Source organism: Streptomyces armeniacus (genome assembly GCF_003355155.1).
In the GTDB taxonomy this organism is placed as follows: Bacteria; Actinomycetota; Actinomycetes; order Streptomycetales; family Streptomycetaceae; genus Streptomyces; species Streptomyces armeniacus.
Map to the genome: position 1 here is coordinate 1,924,815 of NZ_CP031320.1, position 18,403 is coordinate 1,943,217.

Sequence of the window (18,403 nt, forward strand, 5' to 3'; positions counted from 1 at the left end):
ACCTCTGTCGGCCCGGCGGGCGGGCGACACGTCCGTACGGGCGCGCCCGTACGGACCCCCGCTGGGCACCCGCACAGTCCGCGGCCACGGACGCTGGGACGCGGCCCTGAACCGCGGGCGGGTCCTGTACGGCGGCCCCGGCGGCTGCTGTCGTAGGCGAACTCCCCCCAGCCAGACCCATCCCCCCGCACACGCTCCCGCCCGTACGACGGTCCCGGACGTCTTCGCAGCCCGCGCCGGCGCCGCTCCGTACGACACCGCCGTCGTCTGCGAGGGCGAGAGCCTCGACTACGCCGAACTCGACGCCCGCGCCAACCGCCTGGCGCACCGGCTCCTCGCCCACGGCGTCGCCGCCGAGACACCCGTCGTGCTGATGCTGCCCCGCTCGGCGGACTTCGTGATCGCGACGCTGGCCGTGCTCAAGAGCGGCGGCTGCTACGTCCCCGTACACGAGAGCTTCCCCGCCGAACGGCTGCGCCGCATCGCCGCCGAGACGGGCGCGGCACTCGTCGTCACCGACGCCTCCGGGCTGCCCCGGGCGCGGGAGCTGGACCTGCCGGTGGTGACGCCCGGCGACCCGGGCCCGGCGGGCGTCCCCGCGAGCGCGCCGGACGTACGCGTCGACCCGGAGCAGCTGGCGTACGTGATGTACACCTCCGGCTCGACCGGCACCCCGAAGGGCGTCGCCGTCACGCACCGGGACGTCGTCGAACTGACCCTGGACCGGCGCTGGCGCGGCGGCGCGCACGCGTGCGTCCTGCTGCACTCGTCCACGGCGTTCGACGCGTCCACGTACGAGCTGTGGGTGCCGCTGCTCACCGGCGGCCGGCTCGCCGTCGCACCCCGCGACCTCGACGTGGCCGAGCTGCGGCGACTGCTCGCCGCGCACCCGGTGACCGGACTCTGGCTGACCGCGGGCCTGTTCACCGTGCTGGCGCAGGAGGCGCCGGACTGCTTCGCCGCCGTACGGGAGGTGTGGACCGGCGGCGACGTGGTGCCCGCCGACGCCGTACGGCGCGTGCGCGCGGCCTGCCCGCACACCACCGTGGTGGACGGCTACGGGCCCACCGAGATGACCACGTTCGCGCTGAGCCACCCGGTCGGCCCGGCCGAACGGGTGCCCGACGCGCTGCCCATCGGCCGGCCGCTGGACGGCGTGCGGAGGTACGTGCTGGACGACAGCCTGGACCCGGTGCCACCCGGCGTGCCCGGCGAGCTGTACCTCGCCGGGGCGGGCCTCGCCCGCGGCTACACCGGCCGCGCCGGTCTGACCGCGGAGCGGTTCGTCGCCGACCCGTACGGGCCCGCGGGGAGCCGGATGTACCGCACGGGCGACACCGTACGGCTCACGCGCGACGGCGAGGCGCGGTTCGTGGGCCGCGCCGACGACCAGGTGAAGATCCGCGGCTTCCGCATCGAACCCGGCGAGATCGCGGCCGTACTCGCCGCCGCGCCCGGCATCGCACAGGCCGAGGTGCTCGTACGCGAGGACCCCGCGCCGCACGGCGGCACCGGCGGCACCCGCGCCAAGCGCCTCGTCGGGTACGTCGTGCCCGAGGACGGCGCGGCACCGGACAGCACGGACACCGGGGCCCTGACGGCCCGTCTGGCGGCCGTCCTGCCCGACTACATGGTGCCGTCCGCGTTCGTCGCGCTGGACGGGATGCCGCTGACCGCGAACGGGAAGGTCGACCGCCGCGCCCTCCCCGCGCCGGACGCCCCGGACGTACCGGCCGGCACCGGGCCCCGTACGGAGCGCGAGCGTGTCCTGTGCGACATCTTCGCGAGCACGCTGGGCCTGCCGACGGTCGGCGCCGACCAGGGCTTCTTCTCGCTGGGCGGGGACAGCATCTCGTCCATCCAGCTTGTCAGCGCCGCACGCCGGGCCGGACTGGTCTTCGCCGTCCGCGACGTCTTCGAGCACCGCACCCCCGCGGGCCTCGCCGAGATCGCCGCCGAGGCGGACGCGGGCACCGCGGAGACGGAGGGCGACGGCGCCGGCATGGGCGACGTACCGGCCACGCCGATCCTCGCCTGGCTGGCCGAACTCGGCGGCCCCGTGGACTCGTTCCACCAGTCGGCGCTGCTCCAGGTCCCGGCCGGGACCCGGGATGACGCGCTCGCCGGAGCCGTACGGGCCGTGCTGGACCACCACGACGCGCTGCGCGCCCGGCTGGGCGCGGACGGCCGTACGCTGACGATCCCGCCCGCCGGCGCACACGCCGACGGCTGCCTCGTACGGGTGGACGCGGCCGGACTGCGCGGCACCGGGCTCACGGAGCTGGTGCACGAGCAGGCCCGGCAGGCAGCCGCCGCGCTCGACCCGCGCGCCGGACGCATGCTGCGCGCGGTGTGGCTCGACCGCGGCCCGGAGGAGAGCGGGCGGCTGCTCGTCGTCGGCCACCACCTGGTCGTCGACGGCGTCTCGTGGCGCATCCTGCTGCCCGACCTGGCCGAGGCGTACGGCGCGCTGTGCGCGGGCGGCGAACCGGCGCTCCAGCCCGTACGCACCTCCCTGCGCGGCTGGGCCCGTACCCTCGCCGACGCCGCGCGTACCCCGGAGCGCACCGCGCAGCTCGGCCACTGGAGCCGCACGGTCGGCGGCGTACCGCCGCTGCTGGAAGGGCGCGGCCTCGACGCCGCGCGGGACACGCACGCCACGGCACGGTCGCTGAGCCTGCGGCTGGACGCCGGCACCACCGGGGCGGTCCTCACGCGCGTACCGGAGATGTTCCACGCGGGCGTCGAGGACGTGCTGCTCGCCGGGCTGATCCTGGCGCTGGACGGCTGGAAGGAGCACAGCTCCGGCAACAGCGTGCTGGTCGACCTGGAGGGCCACGGCCGGCGCGACGAACTGTTCCCCGGCACCGACCTGTCCCGCACCGTCGGCTGGTTCACCAGCATCCACCCCGTACGGCTGGACGCGGGCTGGCTCGACACGGAGGACGCGTGGTCCGGCGGCGAGGCCGCGGGCACCCTGCTGAAGCGGGTCAAGGAGCAGCTCCGCGCCGTCCCCGAACACGGCCTCGGCTACGGCATGCTGCGCTACCTCAACCCCCGTACGGCCCCCGAACTCGCCGGGCACCGCGGGGCGGAGCTCGGGTTCAACTACCTCGGGCGGTTCGGCGCCGCCGGCACCGGCGACTGGGCCACCGCGCCGGAGTCCGGCGCGCTGGGCGGCGGCGCCGACCCCCGCATGCCGCTGGCGCACGTACTGGAAGTGAACTCCCTTGCCGAGGACGGCCCGGACGGGCCGCGGCTCGTCGCCCACTGGCGCTGGGCCGGTGAACTGCTCGGCGCGGACCGGGTGCGGCCGCTCGCCGAGTCCTGGTTCCAGGCGCTGGAGGCGCTCGCCGCGCACGCCGAACGCCCCGGCGCGGGCGGGCTCACGCCCTCGGACATCGGCGTCCCGTCGCTCTCCCAGGACGAGATCGACGAGCTCGCATCAGACCTCGAAGCCGACTGGCAGAAGTGAGAGCCATGGAGCGCGCACGGACCACACAGGACATCCTTCCGCTCACACCGCTGCAGGAAGGGCTGCTGTTCCACAGCGTGTACGACGAGGACTCCCTCGACGTCTACACCGCCCAGCTGACCCTCGACATCGACGGCGCGCTGGACACCGCGGCCCTGCGCGGCGCGGCCGAGGCGCTCCTCGCCCGCCACCCCAACCTGCGGGTCTGCTTCCGGCAGCGCAGGTCGGGGGAGTGGGTGCAGGTCGTCGCCTCCGCCGTGGCCGCACCGTGGCGCGAGGAGGACCTGCGGGACGCGGCGGAGGACGACGCCCGCGCGCTGCTGGAGGAGGAGCGGTGGACCCGCTTCGACGTACGGCGCCCGCCCCTGCTGCGGTTCCTGCTCCTGCGCCACGGCGACGCCCGGCACAGGCTCGCGCTGACCTTCCACCACACCCTGCTGGACGGCTGGTCGATGCCGGTCCTGCTGCGCGAACTGTGGACGCTGTACGAGTCGGGCGGCGCACAGCACGGACTCCCGCGGGCGCGCGGCTACCGCGACTACTTCGCCTGGCTCGGGACCAAGGACCGGGCGGCGGCCGAGGCCGCGTGGCGCGAGGCGCTGTCCGGCATCCCCGCACCCACGCTCGTCGCCCCGGCACTGCCGCGGCAGGCCGCCGTACCGGACGCGGTGCACACGGCGCTGACGGCGGAGACCGACGCGGCGCTGCACGCGATGGCGCGCTCGCGCGGCCTGACCATGAACACGGTGCTCCAGGGCGCCTGGTCGCTCGTCCTGGGGCAGCTGACCGGGCAGACCGACGTGACGTTCGGTGTCACCGTCTCCGGGCGGCCGCCCGAACTGCCGGGCGTGGACTCGATGGTGGGCCTGCTCATCAACACTGTCCCGCTGCGCGTCCGCACGCACCCCGCCGAGACCCCGGCGGCGCTGCTGGAACGCGTGCAGCGCGAACAGGCGCGGCTGCTGGACCACCAGTGGCTGGGGCTGGCCGAGATCCAGCGGCTCGGCGGCCACGAGACGCTGTTCGACTCCGGGATGGTCTTCGAGAACTACCCGCTGGACACGCGGCCCGGAGCCGGCACCGACTCCGCCGCCTCGCCCGGCGACGGCGCGGCGCGCGTCACACGCGTCACGACGCGGGACGCCACGCACTTCCCGCTGAGCCTGGCCGTGCTCCCCGGAGAGCGCCTCGGCTTCCGGCTGGGCTTCCGCCCCGACGCGTTCGACCGCGCCCGCGTCGAGGAGATCGGCAACCGGCTGCTGCGTCTCCTGGACGCCTTCGCCACCCGGCCCGAATTGCCGCTGGCCGGCGTCGACATGCTCGCCGCCGAGGAGCGCCACCGCCTGCTCACGACCTGGAACGGCACCCGGCGCGAAGTGCCGGACACGACCCTCCCGGAGCTGTTCGAGGAGCGCGTACGGCGCGGCCCGGACGCCGTGGCGGTCGGCCACGACGGCACGGACACCACGTACCGGCAGCTGAACGAGCGGGCCAACCGCCTCGCGCGGTGGCTCGTACGGCGCGGGGCCGGGCCCGAGACCCACGTCGCGCTGGCGGCGCCCGCCTCGGCCACCTCCGTCGCCGCCGTGCTGGCCGTCGTCAAGGCGGGCGCCTCGTATCTGCCGGTCGACCACACGTACCCGGCGGACCGGATCGCGTTCATGCTCGACGACGCCCGCCCCGCGCTGCTGCTCACCACACGTGACGTGCTGGCCGAACTGCCCGCGCACAGCACGCCGTACGTGTGCCTCGACGACCCGGACGTACGGGCGGAGGCCGACGCCCTCCCGTGCACCGACCTGACGGACGCGGAGCGGACCGCGCCGCTCCGGCCGCGCCACCCCGCGTACGTCATTTACACCTCCGGAACGACCGGCACTCCCAAGGGAGTCGTCGTCACCCACCACGGCATCCCCAGCCTCGCCGTCTCCCAGACGGAGGGCACGGGCATCGGCCCCGGCAGCCGCGTCCTGCAGTTCGCCTCGCCGGGCTTCGACGCGTCCGTGTGGGAGATGACCGCGGCGCTGCTCTCCGGCGGCACGCTGGTGCTCGGCCCCCGTGAGCGGGCGACCGGCGGCGAGGCGCTCGCCGCGGAACTCAGCGCGGCGCGCGTGACGCACGCGACGCTGACGCCCGCCGTGGTGGAGACGATGCCCGCGGACACCGGAGCGTTCCGCGGCGACGGGACGCTGTGGGTCGCGGGCGAGGCTTGCCACCCCGCCACCGCGGAACGCTGGTCCGCGGGGCGCCGCATGGTCAACGCGTACGGCCCGTCCGAGAGCACCGTCTGCGCCACCATGAGCGACCCGCTGTCCGGGCCCGGAGTGCCGCCGATCGGCCGCCCGGTCTCCAACACCCGCGTGTACGCGCTGGACGGGGCGCTGCGCCCGGTGCCGCCCGGCGTCCCCGCGGAGCTGTACGTCGCCGGCGCCGGACTGGCCCGCGGCTATCTGGACCGCGCGGGGCTGACGGCGGAACGGTTCGTGGCCGACCCGTTCGGGCCCGCGGGCGACCGCATGTACCGCACCGGGGACGTGGTGCGCCGGCGCGAGGACGGGCAGCTCGAGTTCGTCGGGCGGGTCGACGACCAGGTCAAGATCCGCGGCTTCCGGATCGAACCGGGCGAGATCGAGGCGGTGCTCTCCCGGCACCCCGGGGTCGCGCAGTGCGCCGTGCTGGCCGTCGACGGGCCCGCCGGCGACAAGCGGCTGGCGGCGTACGTCGTGCCCGCCGCGCGTACGGGCGAGGGCGCGGGAGCGGGCGCGGAAGCGTCCGGGGAGCCGGGTGACGCGTCCGGCGGCCCGTGCACCGCCGAGCTGCGCGAGCACCTGGCGGAGAGCCTGCCGGGCCACATGGTGCCCGCCGCCTTCGCGTACCTCGACCGGCTGCCGCTGACGGCCAACGGCAAGCTCGACCGCGCCGCCCTGCCCGAGACCGGGCACCCGCAGGACGGGCACGGCCAGGGGCGGCAGCCGCGCGGGCCGCGGGAGGAGATCCTGTGCGGCCTGTTCGCGGAGGTGCTGGGCCTGCCCCGGGTGGGCATCGACGACGACTTCTTCGCGGCGGGCGGGCACTCGCTGCTGGCCACCCGCCTCGCCGGCCGCATACGGACGACGCTCGGCGCCGAGGTCGCCCTACGGCAGCTTTTCGAGCACCCTACGGTCGCGTCGCTGGCCGCCGAGCTGGACGAGAACGCCGTACGGGGACGCGCGGCCCTCACGGCGAAGGAGCGCCCCGAGGTGCTGCCGCTGTCGTTCGCACAGCAGCGGCTGTGGTTCATCCACCGCTTCGAGGGGCCCGGTTCGACGTACAACATCCCGCTGGCGCTCCGCCTCGACGGGGCACTCGACCACGCGGCTCTGGAGGCGGCGCTGGGCGATGTGACCGGCAGGCACGAGAGCCTCCGTACGGTGTTCCGCGAGGACGACGACGGCGCCCGGCAGCGGATACTCCCGGCCGGCCGGGCACGCCCCGCCCTCCCCGTGGAGCGGTGCACCGAGGAGGCGCTGCCGGAGCGGCTGAGCGCGGCCGCGGGCGACCCGTTCGACCTGGAGACCGACATCCCCCTGCGCGCGCGGCTGTTCGAGACCGCCGCGGAGGAGGCGGAGGGGAGTGCGGCGCCCAGTCACGTCCTGCTGCTGGTGGTCCACCACATCGCGTGCGACGGCTGGTCGCTGCGCCCGCTGATGCGGGACCTGGCCACCGCGTACGCCGCCCGGCTCCGCTCGGAGCCGCCGGTGTGGCCCGCGCTGCCGGTGCAGTACGCGGACTACGCGCTGTGGCAGCGGGAGACCCTCGGCTCCGAGGACGAACCCGGCAGCCCGGCCGCCGCACAGGTCGCCTTCTGGCGGGACGCCCTCGCGGACCTGCCCGAGCAGCTGGCGCTGCCGACGGACCGGCCGCGCCCGGCCGTTGCCACGCACCGCGGCGACTGGACCGGCTTCGAGATCCCCGCGGAACTGCACGGGCGGCTGGTGTCGCTGGCGCGGGAGACCCGGTCGAGCGTCTTCATGGTGGTGCAGACCGGACTGGCCGTCCTGCTCGGCAAGCTCGGCGCCGGCACGGACATCCCCCTCGGCACGCCCGTCGCGGGCCGCAGCGACGACGCGGTGGACGACCTCGTCGGGTTCTTCGTCAACACGCTGGTGCTGCGCACCCGCGTCGACCCCGAGGCGACCACGCGGGAGCTGGTCTCCCGCGTACGGGAGAGCGACCTCGCCGCCTACGCCCACCAGGACATCCCCTTCGAGCGGCTCGTCGAACTGCTCAACCCCGCCCGCTCGCTGGCCCGCCACCCGCTGTTCCAGACGATGCTCACCTTCCACAGCGGCGGTTCGCGGGAGGCCGTCGCGGCCACGCGCGGTTTCCCCGGGCTCGACGTGTCCGGGGAGCCGGTGGCGACCGGAGTGGCCAGGTTCGACTTGGTGTTCGGCATGAGCGAGCGATACGGCGAAACCGGCGCCGCGGACGGGGACGGGGACGGGAACGGGAACGGGAGCGGGCAGGGCGCCGCGCCCGCCGGCATCAGCGGCGGCATCGAGTACAGCACCGACCTGTTCGACCGCGGGACCGTGGACGCCATCGCCGAGCGGCTGGTGCGCGTGCTCGACGCCATGACCCGCGACCCGGCCGCCCCCGTCGGCACCATCGACGTGCTCGGCGAGCGGGAGCGCCACCTCGTGCTGCGGGAGTGGAACCGTACGGAGCACGGAACCGACGACCGTACGGCGCACGCGGACCACCGTACGGAGCACGCGACGCCGCAGACCCTCCACGAGTGGTTCGAGCGGCAGGCCGACGAGCGTCCCGCCGAACCCGCCGTCGTCTTCGGCACCCAGGAGGTCACCTACGGCGAACTCGACGCCCGCGCCAACCGCCTGGCCCGCTGGCTCGGCAGCCGCGGCGTGGGCCCGGAGCGTCTTGTCGCGCTCGCCCTGCCGCGTTCGGTGGAGATGGTCGTCGCGCTCCTCGGCGTGCTGAAGGCAGGCGCTGCCTACCTGCCCGTCGACCCCGAGTACCCGGCGGACCGGATCGCGTTCATGCTCGAAGACGCCGCGCCCGCCCTGGTGTTCACCACGCCCGGGCTGCGGGACGCCCTGCCCGGCACCGTCGAGCGCGTCGTCGTCGGCCCCGGCGAACGGCACGCGCCCTGGGACGGCCTGCCGGCGGAGCGGCTGACCGCGCGGGACCGTACGCACCCGGTGTCGCCCGACCACCCCGTGTACGTCATCTACACCTCCGGCACCACCGGCCGCCCCAAGGGCGTCGTGCTGCCCGTACGGGCGATGACGAACCTCGTGGCGTGGCACGACACCGTGTTCACCGCGCCCGCGGGCGTACGGGTGGCGCAGTACGCCGCGCTGAGCTTCGACGTGTCCGTACACGAGATCCTCTCCGCGCTCCTTGCCGGGAAGACCCTCGTGCTGTGCCCGGAGGACGTACGCCGCGACCCCGGACGCCTCCTGAACTGGCTGGCGGAGCACCGCGTCCAGGAACTCCACGTGCCCAACCTCGTCCTCCAGGCGCTCGGCGAGACCCTGCGCGACGCCGGCACGGAGCTGCCCGAGCTGCGGGACCTCGCGCAGGCCGGGGAGGCGCTGACGGTGACCGACGCCGTACGCGCGCTGGGCGCGGGCCGCCGCCTGCACAACCACTACGGGCCCAGCGAGACGCACGCCGTCACCGCCGGCCTGTGCACGGGCGACCCGGCGGACTGGCCGGACGTGCCGCCGATCGGCGCGCCCGTCCGGAACATGCGGGCGTACGTCCTGGACGGCTCCCTCCGCCCGGTCCCCGTCGGCGTGCCCGGCGAGCTGTACGCGGCCGGCGCGGGCGTCGCGCGCGGCTATCTGAACCGCGCGGCGCTGACCGCGGAGCGCTTCGTCGCCGACCCGTACAGCGGCGACGGACAGCGGATGTACCGGACCGGCGACCTCGTACGGTGGCGCGCCGACGGGCAGTTGGACTTCCTCGGCCGCGCAGACGCACAGATCAAGATCCGCGGCTTCCGGGTGGAGCCGGCCGAGGTCGAGTCCGTGCTCAACGAGCACCCGGAGATCGGCCACAGCGCGGTGGTCGCACGCGACTCCAGGTCCGGAGCGCCGCAGCTCGTGGCGTACGTGGTGCCCGAAGGGCCGGACGGCGGTGCGGTGCGTCCGGAGCCGCCGGACCCGGCGGAGCTGCGCGAGCACGTCGCCAGGGGCGTCCCGGACTACATGGTTCCGTCGGCGTTCGTCGTGCTGGACGCGCTGCCCGTGCTGCCCAGCGGCAAGCTGGACCGTACGGCGCTGCCCGCGCCCGCGGAGCCGGACGGCGGCGAGCGGCCGGTGCCGCCGCGCGGGCCGCGCGAGGAGACGCTGTGCGTGCTGTTCGCCGAGGTGCTGGGCCTTGCGCGGGTCGCGATCCACGACGACTTCTTCGCGCTGGGCGGCCACTCGCTGCTGGCGACCCGGCTGATGAACCGCGTACGCGAGACGCTGGGCGTCGAACTGTCCGTGCGCAGCCTGTTCCAGGCGCCGAGCCCGGCCGCGCTGGCCGAGCTCGTACGGGAGCCGGGCAAGGCCGGCACGGCGCTGGAGGCGGTGCTGCCGCTGCGCGGGACCGGCAGCCGGCCGCCGCTGTTCTGCGTACACCCCGGCTCCGGCGTCAGCTGGTGCTACTCGCGGCTGCTGCCCCACATCGACCCCGACGTGCCGGTCTACGGCATTCAGGCCCGCGGGCTTACCGGCAGCGAACCGGTCGCCACCAGCGCCGCCGAGATGGTCGCGGACTACGTACGGCTGATCCAGAAGGCCCAGCCGGCCGGCCCGTACCGGCTGCTCGGCTGGTCGCTCGGCGGCGTCGTCGCGCACGCCGTGGCCGCCCGGCTCCGCGCGGCCGGCGAGGACGTGGACCTGGTGGCGCTGCTGGACAGCTACCCCGGCGACCCGGCCGCCGCCACCGCCGCACCGGACACTCCTGCGATCCTCCGCGCCATGTTCGACGCGATGGAATTCCCGTACGAGGCCGGGGAACTCCACGGGGACCGCGCCGAAGTGCTCCGCCGCTTCCGGGCGTTCACCAGCGAGCAGCAGCTGACCATGGCGCAGCTGCCCGAGGAGTATCTGCTCCCGGCCACCGACGTCTACGTCAACAACGCCTGGCTGCTGCCGCACTTCACGCCCGAACCCCTGGACGCGGACGTGCTGTTCCTCCGCGCCCTGCGGCACTTCTCGCCCAGCGGCCGTGAGCGGCCGGAGGCGGGGATCTGGGAGCCGTACGCCCGCGGCGGCTGGGAAGTCGCCGAGATCGACTCCGACCACGGCTCCATGCTGCTGGACCCCGCCGCGGTCGGCGACATAGGCGCCCTGCTCAACGCGAGGCTGAGCGCGCCGCCCGAACAGTGAGACCCGAGAACCCGAGAACCCGAGAAGGGAGAACGAGACATGACCACCAATCCGTTCGAGGACCCCGAAGGCACCTACCACGTGCTCGTCAACGACGAGGGCCAGCACTCCCTGTGGCCCGCCTTCGTCGAGGTGCCCGCCGGCTGGGAGCGGGCGGTCAGCGACGTGTCCCGCGACGACGCACTGCAGTACATCAACGAGCACTGGACCGACATGCGCCCCAAGAGCCTCGTCAGGGCGATGGACGAGGCGGGCTGAGCATGCCCACGGCTGACGGAACGGACGCCGCGGCGGCCGTCGCGGTGCCGGACGAAGCTGCGGTCCCGGCGGCGGTCGCGGCGCCGGCCGGAGCTGCGGTCCGGGCGGAGAGCAGGCGCGTCGTCGTCAAGACGGGCACCTCCTCCCTCGTCACGGACGGGAGCATCGATCCGGCCCGCATCGAGTCCCTCGCGGACGCCGTGGCGGACCTCGCCACAGGCGGGTACGACCCAGTGCTCGTCACCTCCGGCGCCATCGCGCTCGGCGCCGGCGAACTCCCGCCGGTCGCCGCCGAGTCGTCCGCGGCACGGCAGATCGCCGCGGCGGTGGGACAGGGGCGGCTCTACGAGGCGTTCCGCACGCGCCTGGAGCAACGCGGCCTCGCGGCAGCGCAGTTCCTCCTCACGCCCCACGACGTGACCGCCGAACCGCACGCCGCCAGTGTGCGGGAGGCGCTGGGAGGGGCGATCGCCGCCGGGCTCGTCCCCGTCGTCAACGAGAACGACGCGATCATGGTCCGCAACAACGACATCCTCGCCGCCCTGCTCAGCGCCGAACTGTCCGCCGGGCACCTGGTGCTGATGACGGACGTCCCCGGCATCTGCGAGACGCCGCCGCGGCCGGGCGAGCCCGCACGCCGGATCCCCCGCGTCGAGGTGCTGTCACCCGAGGCGGAGAGCCTGGTGTGGGACCAGTCCGGCGGCGTCGGCACCGGCGGCATGACGACGAAGCTGTGCGCGCTGTGGATCGGGGCCTACGGCGGAGCGCGTTCGGTCATCACCGGCGCGGCCGAGCACAGGGCGGTGCTCGACGTCGTACGCGGCGGCGACCTCGGCACCGTCGTACGGCCGTGCCCCACCGGCACGGCGCAGACCGGACGGCTGTGGCGCGCGCTGTCCGCGCTGCCGCGCGGCCAGGTGTGGGTCGACTCCCGCGCCGGGCACAGCGTCGCCGCCGGGGAGCCCGTCATGGCACACCACGTGCTCAAAACCGCGGGGGACTTCACGGCACACGACGTCGTCGACGTACGGGACCAGGACTCGCGGCTCCTCGCCCGCGGCCGTACGCGCACGGGCGCACCGGCGCTGGAGGCCGCCCGCAGTTCGCCGGACCCGGCGGAGCCGGCGTACGCGGTGCTGCTCGCTCCCGACGACTACGTGCCGGGCCCGCCGGTCCCCGGCACGTGAACGGAACGGCGCGGCCCGCCGGCATCCGGCCGCGCACAGGAACGACCGCGAACGACCGCCACCCACACGAACACGAACGGGAGAGAACACCATGTCGGTTAGCGAAATCTGCCGGGCCGCCGCGCACGCCTCGCACGCCGTACGCGAACTCAACACCGGTGTGAAGGACGACATCCTGCGCGCCATGGCCGAGGCGATCGACACCGGCCGGGAGGAGCTGAAGCAGGCCAACTCCCTGGACCTGGAGGCCGCGGCCGCCGCCGGCACGTCCCGCACCCTGCTGGACCGGCTCACCCTCACCGACGGCCGTATCGACGCGATGGTGCGGGCCGTGCACACGGTGATCGCTCTGCCGGACCCGGTCGGCGAGGTCGTACGCGGCGAGACGCGCCCCCAGGGCCTGGTCATCGAGCAGGTACGGGAGCCCCTCGGCGTGGTGGCCGTCATCTACGAGGCACGCCCCAACGTCGCCGTCGACGTCGCCGCGCTCTGCCTGAAGTCCGGCAACGCCGCCGTGCTGCGCGGCTCCTCCATCGCCCGGCACACCAACGAGGCCGTCTTCGACAAGCTCAGCGCCGTGCTCGCGGCCGACGAACGCGTGCCCACCGACGCCGTGCAGATGATCCGCGACGTGTCGCGGGACGCCGCCCTGGAGCTGATGCGCGCCAAGGAGCACGTCGACCTGCTCGTGCCGCGCGGCGGCCCCGAGCTGATCCGGAGCGTCGAGGACAACGCCACCGTGCCGACCGTCATCGACGGCGCCGGCAACTGCCACCTCTACATCGACGCCTCCGCCGACCCCGCCATGGCCTCCGACATCACCGTCAACGGCAAGACGTCGCGGCCCAGCGTCTGCAACGCCGTCGAGACCCTCGTCGTCCACGAGGACCTCGCCGGGACCTGGCTCCCGAAGGTGCTGGACGAACTCGCCGGCCGCGACGTGTCCGTCCGCGGCTGCCCCCGTACGCGCGAGGTGTGGCCGCAGGCCGAGCCCGCCACGGAGGCGGACTGGGGCACGGAGTACCTCGACCTGGTGCTGGCCGTACGCGTCGTCGCCGACCTGGACGAGGCGATCGGGCACATCAACCGGTGGGGCACCTCCAACGCGGAGGGCATCGTCGCGCAGGACATCTCCGCCGCACGCCGCTTCGCCCGCGCCGTCGACTCCGGCAGCGTCTTCGTGAACGCTTCGACCCGCTACTCCGACGGCGGCGAGTTCGGCTACGGCGTCGAGATCGGCGTCTCCACGCAGAAGCTGCACGCCCGCGGCCCCATGGGGCTGGAGTCGCTGACCTGCGTCAAGAACGTCGTGTGGGGCAGCGGGCACGTCCGGATCCTCCGATGAGCCGCTCCGTCACACTCGCCACCGACGACAGTGAGGTGCCCATGCCTTCCCCGACTCCCGGGCGGCTTGTCGAGTCCGTGGCCCCGGCCTCCTCGATCCAGTACAACAACCGGGTCTACGAGATGACCTCCCAGGGCCGCGACGTGATCACCCTGTCACTCGGGGAGGCGTTCTTCGACGTCCCGACGCCGTACTTCGACAACCTCCCCGCCGGCCGCATCCACCACTACTCGCACAGCCGCGGACTGCCCCTGCTGCGCGAGAAGCTGGCGACGTACTACAAGGTCGAGTGTCAGACGCCGGTGGACCCCGAGACCGAACTCGTCGTCACCGCGGGCTCCAAGGCCGCCATCTACCTCGCCCTGCTGGCACTGATCGACCCCGGAGACGAGGTGCTGATCCTCGAACCGTCCTGGGTCAGCTACGTAGAGCAGGTGCGCCTGTGCCGCGGCGTCCCCGTACAGGTGCCGTGGTACGAGTCCGCCGGCGACCTGGAGCGGTACGTCACGCCCCGGACCCGCCTGGTCATCGTCAACAACCCGAACAACCCCTCGGGGCACGTCCTCGGGCGGGACGAACTCGGCGCCCTGTACGAGGTCGCGGAGCGGCACGGGCTGCAGGTGCTGGCCGACGAGGCGTACAACGAGTTCGTCGTCGGCGACGACCGCTTCCTGTCCTGCGGGACCTTCGACCCGCACAAGACGCGGACGGTCATCTGCAACTCGATGTCGAAGAACTACGGCATGTCCGGCTGGCGGATCGGCTACGCCATCGCGCACCCCGACATCGTGAACAGCATCCTCACCCTCAACCAGCACATCGTCACCTGCGCCCCGACGATCCTCAGCTACTACCTCGCCGAGAACTTCGACGGCATCCTCGACATGACCCGGCCGCAGATACGGGACGTGGTGACCCTGCGGAACGGGATCGCGGACGAGCTGACCGCGCGTGGCATCGGCACCATGCCCGGCTCGTCGACGTTCTACCTGTTCGTGTCGCTGGGCGCGTCCCGCCTGGACTCCGACGCGTTCGCCTCCCGGCTGCTGGAAGAGCGGCAGGTGAGCGTCGTACCGGGCGCCGGGTACGGGCCGTCGTGCGAGCGGTTCGTCAGGGTCGCCGTCGGCAGCGAGCCGGAGCACCGCGTACGCGCCGGCGTCTCCGCGGTATGCGACTGGATCGAGGAGACGAGTTGAGCGCGGGAGCGGCGGGTGCCGCCGGGCCCGCCCCGGGCGCCGGAAGCGAGGCGCCGCGCTGCGCGTTCGGCTTCGTCGGCTGCGGCCGTATCGTCACCGCGACGGTCCGCGGCCTCGTCGCGTCCGGGCACCCCGCCGAGGGGATCGTCGCCACCTCGCGCACCAACGCCGGCGCGTCGGCGCTGGCCGAGGAGCAGGGCATCCGCGTGGCCGGCGGCGCGGCCGAGGTCGTACGGTTCGCGGACACCGTCGTGCTCGCCGTCGACCCGGCCGAAGCCCCCGGCGTCGTCGCCGAGCTGGCGGGCACGCTGCGCGAGGGCCAGCTGCTCGTGTCGTTCGTCGCCTCGTACCGGCTGGCCACCCTGGAGAAGGCGCTGCACGGGCCCGTCGTACGCGCCGTGCCGAACGTCGCCCTCGCCGTGCGGGAGGGGGTGGCGGCGGTCGCCGCCGGACAGCGCGTCGAGCGCGCGCACTGGCGGCAGGTGCACGCGCTGCTGGGCGGCATCGGACACGTCGTCGTCACCGACGACGCGTCGATGGAGCTGGTGAGCGCCGTCGCCGGAGCAGGCCCCGCCCTCTTCAGCGCGTTCGGCGAGGCGCTCGCCGGCGAGGCAGTAGCCCGCGGGCTCGACGAGACCACGGCGAAGGTCCTCGTGGCGCAGTCGCTGCGCGGTACGGGCGTGCTGCTGGGCGCCGGGATGTCCCTGCCGGAGATCGCCGGCATGGTCGCCTCGCCGGGCGGCATGACCCGCGCGGCGCTCGACGCGCTGGCCGCGCGGGACATCTCCGGCACGCTCGGCGCGTCGGTCGACGCCGCCCTCGACGTGTCGCACCGGCGGCTCGTGTAGCCGGACTCGCCCCTTCGACAGCACCTCCAGCCATCGGAACAGCCCACTCGGTCACGGAAGTCGGGAACACGCACCATGCCCATCGGGACGATCAACGGAATACGGCTGAACTACCAGGACACGGGCAGCGGAGAACCCGTCCTCATGGTCATGGGGACGGGCAGCGGCGGACGGGTCTGGCACCTGCACCAGGTGCCCGCGCTCGTGGCCGCCGGCTTCCGGGTCATCACCTTCGACAACAGGGGCATCGAACCCACCGACACCTGCGCCGGCGGCATCACCGTCGACGACATGGCCGGCGACGTCATCGGGCTCATCGAGCACCTCGGCCTGGCCCCCTGCCGGATCGTCGGCACCTCCATGGGCGCGCACGTGGTCCAGGAAGTGGCCCTCGCCAAGCCCGGCCTGGTCCGCCAGTGCGTCCTGATGGCCACCCGCGGCCGTACGGACGTGCTGCGCGCCGCCATGGCCGAGGCGGAGATCGCCCTCCACGACTCGGGCGTCGCCGTGCCCGCCCGCTACCGCGCGGTCGTGCGCGCCGTCCAGAACCTGTCGCCGCGCACGCTCAACGACGACTCGTCCATCGCCGACTGGCTGGACGTGTTCGAGCTGACCGACACGGGCGGCAGTCCCGGCGTACGGGCGCAGCTCGACCTTGACGTGATGCCCGACCGGCTGGCCGCGTACCGGTCGATCACGGCGGACACCCACGTGATCGCGTTCGCCGACGACCTGGTCACGCCGCCGGAGTACGGCCGCGAGGTCGCCGACGCCATCCCGGGCGCGACCTTCTCGCTGATCCCGGACTGCGGCCACTACGGCTATCTGGAGCAGCCGGACGAGGTCAACCGCCTGCTCCTGGACCACTTCGCGCCGCGCTAGACGGCCACCGTACGGGGACGGCCGGGGCTACGCGCCGTCCCCGCCGTCCCCGTTCCAGTGGCCGACGAGGTTGGCGTACGTCGACGAGTCCCGCACCAGGCCGTCGTGCGTACCGCTGTGCAGGCCGCCCGTGTCCAGCACCAGGATCCGCCGGGCCCGCAGCGCCGAACTGATGCGGTGCGCGATGACGATCAGCGTTCCCTCCCGCCGCCGGAACGCGTGCTCGACGCGTTCCTCGGTCACGGGGTCGAGATGGCACGTGGCCTCGTCGAGGATGACGACGCGCGCGGGCGAGAGATGGACGCGTGCGAGGGTGATGAGCTGCCGCTGCCCCTCCGACAGCGCCCCGGGGTGCAGCGGCTCGCCGTCGTACCCGCCGTGCCGGCGCACCAGTTCGCCGAGCCCCAGGACGCGTACGACGTGGTCGAGCCGCCGCTGGTCGGCGTCGGGCCGCAGATACGTGAGGTTCTCGCGCAGCGTCCCCGCGAAGACGTACGCCTCCTGCGGGACGAGCGCCACCGTACGGCGCAGCCAGTCGGTGCTCAGCTCGCCCAGGTCCGTGCCGGCGAGCCGTACCGCGCCGCTCTCCGGACTCTCCAGCCCGGAGAGCACGTTCACGAGCGTCGACTTGCCGATGCCGCTGGGGCCGACGATGACGAGGTGCTCGCCCGACTCGATGCGGAAGCTGGCGTCGTGCAGGACGGGCTCGGAGTGCGGCCCGTACCGGAACGTCACCCGGTGCAGGTCCAGATCGGCGCCACGCGCCGCCTCCGGCGCCGCCGTGCCGCCGGCCGCGAGCACCGGCACCTGCCCGAACGCGGACAACCGCCGCAGCACCGTGGCGAGTTCGAGGCCCAGATTGCCGATGGACTGCACGAGCACCCGCAGCGCGGGCTCCAGACTGGTGATGAGGTACGTGGCCGCGCCGACCAGCTGACCCGGGCTCAGCGCGCCGCTGGAGACGAGCCACGGCGCGAGCGCCAGCAGCAGCATCAGCGGCATGCGCGCGGTGAACGCGATCACGCCGTTGCGCGCGCCGCCGACGACGCCGACGCTCGCGGCGGCCTCGGCGTTGGTGCGCAGCCGCTCCTCGAGGTCGCCCGCCGCCCGGCCGGTCGCCGCGCACGCCACGACGTCCCGGATGCCGCCGACCACCCGCCCGGCCTCGTCCGCGAGCCGCTCCTCCGTGTCGAGGGACCGGCTGTAGCGCCGCCGCCACGCCAGCGAGAGGCGTACGAGCGCCACCGCGGCCACCAGCGCCACCGGCACCAGCAGCAGCCCCACCACGGGCGCCAGCGTGGACAGGCCGACGATCGCCGCACCGAAGGTGAAGCCCGAAGTGCTCGCCGTCATCAGCAGGTTGGCCAGCAGCTGCCGCGCGCGCTCCGTCTGGTCGGTGATGCGGGAGACGGCGCTCGTACGCGGCTGCTGCCCCGCCGCGACGGCCTGGAGGATGCTGCCGCGCACCGAGACCCGTACGAGATGGTCGCGCACGGCTTCCGTGACCCTTGCCATGTGAGGCACCGCCTGCCGGGAGCCGAACGCGCCGCCCACCATGACCAGGCCGTAGCAGCCGAGCGCGCCGAAGCCCACGGCGGCGTCGTCCCTGAGGAAGCCGTGGTCGAGCGAGGCGGCGACGAGCTGCCCCGACAGCAGCACCGGCACGGTGCCCAGCAGCGACCACAGGAACAGCCGCACCAGGGTGGGCCGGTGCGCGGAGAACACGGGCCGGAGCAGCGTACGGGCCGTGCCCGTCGGCTTGCGGTGCAGCCCGCCACCGCCGCGGGGGCGCCGCGGGGCGGTGCCGGACGGCACGTCGCGGGTCAC

General features: G+C 74.3%; 9 protein-coding genes. 8 read left to right on the plus strand and 1 reads right to left on the minus strand.

Annotation, left to right across the window (positions count from 1 at the left end):
- Positions 1–124 precede the first annotated feature (124 nt).
- From DVA86_RS08480 to DVA86_RS08515, 8 genes are all read left to right on the plus strand, one after another.
- The gene (locus DVA86_RS08480) at positions 125–3,475 is read left to right on the plus strand and encodes an amino acid adenylation domain-containing protein (protein ID WP_245997565.1); all 3,351 of its coding nucleotides are present in this window, start codon (positions 125–127) and stop codon (positions 3,473–3,475) included.
- Positions 3,476–3,480: 5 nt separating this feature from the next.
- Positions 3,481–10,860 carry a non-ribosomal peptide synthetase gene (locus DVA86_RS08485; protein ID WP_208877057.1) on the plus strand — a complete coding sequence of 2,460 codons (7,380 nt, stop codon included), beginning with the start codon at positions 3,481–3,483 and terminating at the stop codon, positions 10,858–10,860.
- Between the two features lie 39 nt (positions 10,861–10,899).
- Positions 10,900–11,118 (plus strand): MbtH family protein, encoded by a 219-nt coding sequence (locus DVA86_RS08490; protein WP_208877064.1) that lies wholly within the window; start codon positions 10,900–10,902, stop codon positions 11,116–11,118.
- Positions 11,119–11,120: 2 nt separating this feature from the next.
- Positions 11,121–12,305 carry a glutamate 5-kinase gene (gene proB / locus DVA86_RS08495; RefSeq protein WP_208877066.1) on the plus strand — a complete coding sequence of 395 codons (1,185 nt, stop codon included), beginning with the start codon at positions 11,121–11,123 and terminating at the stop codon, positions 12,303–12,305.
- A gap of 91 nt (positions 12,306–12,396) precedes the next feature.
- On the plus strand, positions 12,397–13,650 hold the full coding sequence (locus DVA86_RS08500; protein WP_208877068.1) for a glutamate-5-semialdehyde dehydrogenase: 1,254 nt from the start codon (positions 12,397–12,399) through the stop codon (positions 13,648–13,650).
- On the plus strand, positions 13,647–14,846 hold the full coding sequence (locus DVA86_RS08505) for a pyridoxal phosphate-dependent aminotransferase (RefSeq protein ID WP_208877069.1): 1,200 nt from the start codon (positions 13,647–13,649) through the stop codon (positions 14,844–14,846). The genes DVA86_RS08500 and DVA86_RS08505 overlap by 4 nt, the downstream gene beginning before the upstream one ends.
- Complete coding sequence (locus DVA86_RS08510) at positions 14,843–15,694, plus strand: pyrroline-5-carboxylate reductase family protein (protein ID WP_208877070.1); 852 nt, start codon at positions 14,843–14,845, stop codon at positions 15,692–15,694. Before DVA86_RS08505 ends, DVA86_RS08510 begins: the two co-directional genes overlap by 4 nt.
- Before the next feature lie 75 nt (positions 15,695–15,769).
- Positions 15,770–16,576 (plus strand): alpha/beta fold hydrolase, encoded by an 807-nt coding sequence (locus DVA86_RS08515; RefSeq protein ID WP_208877072.1) that lies wholly within the window; start codon positions 15,770–15,772, stop codon positions 16,574–16,576.
- A 27-nt stretch (positions 16,577–16,603) separates the two neighbouring features.
- Here DVA86_RS08515 and DVA86_RS08520 read toward each other — a convergent pair whose 3' ends face one another.
- Complete coding sequence (locus DVA86_RS08520) at positions 16,604–18,403, minus strand: ABC transporter ATP-binding protein (protein WP_208877073.1); 1,800 nt, start codon at positions 18,401–18,403, stop codon at positions 16,604–16,606.